This window comes from Stenotrophomonas sp. TWI273 (assembly GCF_039674765.1).
Taxonomy (GTDB): domain Bacteria; phylum Pseudomonadota; class Gammaproteobacteria; order Xanthomonadales; family Xanthomonadaceae; genus Stenotrophomonas.
Window position 1 is genome coordinate 1 of record NZ_JBDJOA010000040.1, and the last position, 5,097, is coordinate 5,097.

At 68.3% G+C, this 5,097-nt stretch carries 6 protein-coding genes; 3 read left to right on the top strand and 3 right to left on the bottom strand.

The genetic code is table 11. The features are described 5' to 3' along the window. Positions 1-156: 156 nt before the first annotated feature. Both ABE571_RS18745 and ABE571_RS18750 read right to left on the bottom strand, forming a co-directional pair. Complete coding sequence (locus ABE571_RS18745; protein ID WP_313217711.1) at positions 157-1,134, bottom strand: sensor domain-containing protein; 978 nt, start codon at positions 1,132-1,134, stop codon at positions 157-159. Then, on the bottom strand, positions 1,131-1,496 hold the full coding sequence (locus ABE571_RS18750; RefSeq protein ID WP_313210828.1) for a PadR family transcriptional regulator: 366 nt from the start codon (positions 1,494-1,496) through the stop codon (positions 1,131-1,133). The genes ABE571_RS18745 and ABE571_RS18750 overlap by 4 nt, the downstream gene beginning before the upstream one ends. 150 nt (positions 1,497-1,646) lie before the next feature. On the opposite strand from ABE571_RS18750, the gene ABE571_RS18755 reads away from it, so the two are divergent. Further along, positions 1,647-2,546 (top strand): peptidylprolyl isomerase, encoded by a 900-nt coding sequence (locus ABE571_RS18755; RefSeq protein WP_346464149.1) that lies wholly within the window; start codon positions 1,647-1,649, stop codon positions 2,544-2,546. A 98-nt stretch (positions 2,547-2,644) separates the two neighbouring features. Here the strand turns inward: ABE571_RS18755 and ABE571_RS18760 are convergent, their stop codons facing one another. Beyond that, positions 2,645-3,526: a DMT family transporter gene (locus tag ABE571_RS18760; RefSeq protein WP_313210824.1), complete on the bottom strand. Its 882-nt coding sequence runs from the start codon at positions 3,524-3,526 to the stop codon at positions 2,645-2,647. Between the two features lie 159 nt (positions 3,527-3,685). Between ABE571_RS18760 and ABE571_RS18765 the strand changes: the two genes are divergently transcribed. Together ABE571_RS18765 and ABE571_RS18770 are read left to right on the top strand one after the other, a co-directional pair. Then, positions 3,686-4,636, top strand: a complete 951-nt coding sequence (locus tag ABE571_RS18765) for a LysR substrate-binding domain-containing protein (protein ID WP_313210822.1) — start codon at positions 3,686-3,688, stop codon at positions 4,634-4,636. 87 nt (positions 4,637-4,723) lie between these two features. Then, positions 4,724-5,017: a hypothetical protein gene (locus ABE571_RS18770; protein WP_019184421.1), complete on the top strand. Its 294-nt coding sequence runs from the start codon at positions 4,724-4,726 to the stop codon at positions 5,015-5,017. Positions 5,018-5,097 lie beyond the last annotated feature (80 nt).

The following is a 5,097-nucleotide window of genomic DNA, read 5'->3' on the forward strand; positions in this document are numbered from 1 at the left end:
CACACCCACACCGGGTTGGCCGGGCGGGGGGCCGGCTCCGCTTACCACACCCTGGTGGGGGCCCGGCCCCGGGCCCGGCACTACCGGATCATCGGGTTCTGCAGCGCCGGTAGGTGACGACCGTTGGTCGTCACCCTCGCCATCCTCGTGTCCCGTTTACAGCCGCACCAGCAGATGCTTGGCCATCATCCCGTGCAGGTGACCGATGCCGCGGGCCAGGTGCAGCGTCGCGAACAGCAGCAGCACGCCGATGATCGCCAGCAGCGGTGTGACCCAGATCGGCAGCATCTGGATGCCGTCGATGTGGATGCCCACGTAGTCACTGGAGAACAGCGCCGCCACCGGTGCCCAGATGAAGCCGATCGAGGTCGACAACAGCGTGGTGGCGATCGTGAAGTAGACGATGCCCAGCGGCAGCATCAGCACGAAGTACAGCAGGGTCAGCCAGGTGCGGCCATCGGTGAACATGTCACCGATCCGCTGCAGCCAGCTGCGGCTGCGGTCGGAATAGGTCGGCCGGCGCGGCATGCGCTCACCGAGCAGGGCTTCGACCAATCGCCCTTCCAGCAGCGACAGACCGCGCACCGAGCCGAAGAACAACACCGCCACGGGAATGCCGATGATCAGCACCATCAGGCCCAGCGACAGCGACAGGCCGGTGACCACCCAGGTGAAGAAGAACGTACCGGTGGCCAGCGACAGGAGCATGTAGAACAGCGCGCCATAGGTGCGTGCCTCCAGCGCCACACCGAAGAAGCGGGCCAGGGCCGAGCGTGGCTTGGACGGCGCCTGCGGCGGTGCCGTTTGCGCGCCAGCGCTGACCGGCGCTGCACGTCGGATCGGTGCCGCACCCGCGCTCGGCGTGCGCAGCGCACGGTTCACGGTGATTTCCGTTTCGCGGTAGATCTCGGCCACTTCTTCCGGCGCACCGTAACTGCCGGCCACATCGGCGATCACCTCGGCCTCGCTGCGGCCCGGCTGTGCGGCCAGCTCCGAGCGCAGGTACTCCTCGGCGTCGTACAGGGCGTCCTGCACCATCGCCGGATCGGCGTCGTGCAACGCCGCGCGCAGCTGTGCCAGATACGCCGGGATGGTGGTCGGCAAGGCCCGACCGGCCACGGATTCGATGTTCATGCGGTTACCCCTTCCAGGACGGAATCGACGGAATCACGGGTGGCACGCCATGCGGCGGTCCAGTGGCTGAGCACTTCACGCCCCGTGTCATTGATGCGGTAGTAGCGACGCGGCGGACCCGCCACCGACGGTTCAACATGGCTTTCCAGCAACCCGGCCCCTTCCAGGTTGCGCAGCACCGGGTAGAGCGCGCTCTGCTTGCCGCTCAGCACGCCCTCACCGACCCGCTCCAGCTCCTTGGCGATCAGGTAGCCGTACAGCGGCTCACCGGCCTTGGCCAGCACCGCCAGCAAGGCCAGGGAGACCGTGCCGGAGCTGAGCTCTTTCTGGAATTTCTTGAGGTGGACCTCGTGGTCGCTCATGACGGTCTCCGCTAGCGTGGAGTCCACACTAGTCCGAAGTTCGCTATAGCGGATGTGTCGCTAGTCACCGTGCCGCAGGACATCCCCTGGCTGGCCGTAGCCGGTGCGCTTCGCGCACAATCGGGCACTCCCTTCCTGAACGGGTCTGCCATGTCGCCACGTCGTCCTGCCCTGCTCACCCTCGCCCTGGCCTGCCTGCTCCCCGGCCTGGTCAGCGCGGCCACGCCTTACCGCAGCCCGCAGCAGATCCTGGACGCGTCGCCGGACAGCGACTGGCGCACGCCCGACCCGGCCAACCTGCTGTACATGAACCTGCCCGCCGGCCGCGTCATCATCGAACTGGCCCCGGCGTTCGCGCCGCAGCACGTGGGCAACATCCAGACCCTGGCCCACGAGCATTTCTGGGATGGCGAGAGCATCTACCGCGCGCAGGACAACTTCGTGGTGCAGTTCGGCGATGCCGATGCCGACGATGCCGCCAAGGCAAAGCCGCTCGGCAGCGCCAAGCGCACGCTCCCGGCCGAATTCCAGCGTGACAGCAAGGGGCTGAAGGTGAGCCTCCTGCCCGACCGTGATGGCTGGGCCGACCAGACCGGCTTCGTCGACGGCTTCCCGGTGGGCCAGGATCGCAAGGACGGCAAGACCTGGCTGGCGCATTGCTATGGCGCGCTGGGCGCCGGCCGCAACAACGAGGAAGACAGCAGCATCGGTGCCGAACTGTACGTCGTGACCGGGCAGTCGCCGCGTCAGCTGGACCGCAACATCACCGTGGTCGGCCGCGTGCTGCAGGGCATGGAGCTGCTCAGCGCGCTGCCACGTGGCCCGGCCCCGATGGGCTTCTACGCCGATCCGGCGCAGCGTACGGCGATCCAGTCGATCCAGCGTGCCAGCGATGTACCGGCCGCGGAACGCCCCAAGCTGCAGGTGCTGCGCACGGACTCCAGGACCTTTGCCGATGCGACCGAAGCGCGCCGCAACCGCGTCGATGATTTCTACAAGCGCCCGGCCGGCCACATCGACCTGTGCAACATCCCGGTGCCGGTGCGGTAAGGCCGCGCCACCGGCGCGGTGAACGTGCATGGGGGTGGACATGCCCGTCCCGGTCGCGCCGGCCGCTGGCCGGCTGATCGCCTCCGCAGAGGCGATCTCTATCGCTTCTGGGACACCGCCACACTGCCGAGAATGAGCACGCCCGCCACGACCATCGCGCCAGTCACCGGTTCGCCCAGGAACAGCCACGCGAACAGCGCGCCGAACATCGGCACCAGGTAGGTCACAGTCGAGGCACGGGCCGGACCGATGCGGGCGATCAGGCGGTAGAACATCAGGAACGCCAGGCCGGTGCAGACCACGCCCAGCGCAATCGCGCAGGCCCAGGACAGCATCGGGATCGGGGCGGTCGGCCAATGGGTCAGCGCCATCGGCAGCAGCAGGATCGCCGCGCAGCCGAGCGTGGCACCGGCCGAGGCCGCCGGTGGCAGGCCGGTCATGTGGCGCTTCACCAGATTGACGCCCAGGCCATACAACAGCGCGGCCAGGGCACCGGCCATCACCGCCGCACCGATGCTCAGACCGGACACTTTGGCCGTGGCCAACACCACCACCCCGGCGAAGCCGACCAGCAGGGCGATCGCGCGGCGCATGCCGATCTTTTCGCCGAAGAACAGGAACGCGATCAGCGCGGCGAACAGCACGGTCATCGCATTGCAGATCGCACCGATCGCGGCCGGAGCGCGTTGTGCGGCCCAGGCGAACAGCACGAACGGGATGGCCGAGTTGATCAGCCCGATCGGCGCCAGCCACAGCCAGCGGCGGGCCGGGAACTGCGCGCGCGCCTGCCACAGGAACGGCAGCAGCACGAGCGCGCCGAGCAGCAGCCGCACCTCCACCAGTGCATACGGTCCGAAGGCTGGCACGGCCACCCGCATGAACAGGAACGAGCAGCCCCATATCGCGCCCAGTGCGGTCAGTTCCAGCGGCGTGCGCCAATCGCGCGCCACCGTAGCGGCGGCCAGCGGCGCTCCGCTCATGACCGGCCCCCGAAGCAGGGCAGGCGCGCGGGACAGGGGGTAAGGGGCGGCAACATGCGCGTGAATCCGGGGGGGAAGGACGACAGCATCCGCCTGCCGTCAGGCACTCACAAGCGCGTAGTATCCGTGCAAGCCACAAATATGATTTGGGTCTCGACCATGATCCTTCGCCCTGCCCTGTTGCCCGCGCTGGGGGTGTTCGCGGTTGCCGCACGCCACCAGAACTTCGCCCACGCCGCCCAGGAACTGCACCTCACCGCCAGTGCGGTCAGCCACCATGTGCGACGGCTGGAAGACCTGCTTGGAACCATCCTGTTCCAGCGCCATGCGCGCGGCGTGCGGCTGACGGCCGAAGGCCGCCAGCTGGCCGATGCGGCGGCGGCGGCGCTCAGTGATCTCAATGCAGTGGCCGGCAACCTGCATCCGCAGGCGGACATCGTGCCGCTGCGGGTCACCACCATCCGCTCGCTGTCGTACTGCTGGCTGATTCCGCGGTTGCCGCGCTTCACCCAACAGCATCCGCGCATGCGTATCGAGCTGCAGACCAGCACCGAACTGGTCCGCTTTGACGAAACCGGTCCGGAACTGGGCATCCGTTACGGCCTTGGCCAATGGCCAGGCATGGCCGCGCATCACCTGATGGACGATGAACTCTGCCCGGTGGCCTCACCTTCCCTGGCGGGCGTCTCGATGCTGCGCGAACCGGCTCAGATCGCCGCCTTGCCGCTGCTCAGCGACATGTCGCCGCAGGGTTGGCGCGATTGGTTCCGGGCGGCGGGTGTGCGCGGGTTGGACCTGCCCTCGCTGCACACCTTCAGCGACAGCACCGATGCGATGCGCGCCGCGGTCTACGGCATCGGCGCAGTGCTGGCGCGCAAGCACATCGCCCAGCCCTACCTGCAGCGTTATGAGCTGGTGCGCCTGCCCGGCCCCGCACTCAAGGCGCGCTACGCCTACTACGTCGTCCACGCCGAACACCGCCCACTCAGCCCGACCGCGCAGGCGTTCATGGACTGGCTCAAGCGCGAGGCACTGGATGAGCGCACCCCGCTGCCCGCACTGCCCGATGAACTGCTGGGCCTGCCGCCTGCGGACGGCACGCACGACTGAACCGGACGCCACGGTCCGGCGCATGTCCTCACCCGATCTTTTCCGCGTGCTGGCTAGGCTGGAGTCCCTTTCCCCGAGGCTCGACCCATGGCCCTGTTGCGACTGCGAATCACCGGCACCGAAGACGATGCACGTGCCATCACCGACCTGCTGCAGAGCATCGAGGGGATCGAACACGTCGAGGAAACCGACGACCTGATGCCGCACATGGACGACGACGATTCCAGCTCGGCCGGCCTGTCCGATGACATCGGCCCGGGCACGCACGAACTGGAAGTGGAAGTAGGCAACGCACTCGGTGCCCAGCGCGTGCGTGACGCCGTGCAGGAACTGGCGCTGGAACTGGATGTCTTCGTGGAATACGAGCAGGACGAAGGCTGAGTCAGCCGTCGTGGGGGGGGGGGGGGGGGCCGCCCCACCCCCACGGGACACGGGGGGCCCCCCCCGCCCGGCCCGCCCCC

Coding starts and splice junctions, on each gene's coding strand:
- ABE571_RS18760 (WP_313210824.1), bottom strand. CDS start 3,526: ATGAGCGGAGCGCCGCTGGCCGCCGCTACGGTGGCGCGCGATTGGCGC.
- ABE571_RS18755 (WP_346464149.1), top strand. CDS start 1,647: ATGTCGCCACGTCGTCCTGCCCTGCTCACCCTCGCCCTGGCCTGCCTG.
- ABE571_RS18770 (WP_019184421.1), top strand. CDS start 4,724: ATGGCCCTGTTGCGACTGCGAATCACCGGCACCGAAGACGATGCACGT.
- ABE571_RS18765 (WP_313210822.1), top strand. CDS start 3,686: ATGATCCTTCGCCCTGCCCTGTTGCCCGCGCTGGGGGTGTTCGCGGTT.
- ABE571_RS18745 (WP_313217711.1), bottom strand. CDS start 1,134: ATGAACATCGAATCCGTGGCCGGTCGGGCCTTGCCGACCACCATCCCG.
- ABE571_RS18750 (WP_313210828.1), bottom strand. CDS start 1,496: ATGAGCGACCACGAGGTCCACCTCAAGAAATTCCAGAAAGAGCTCAGC.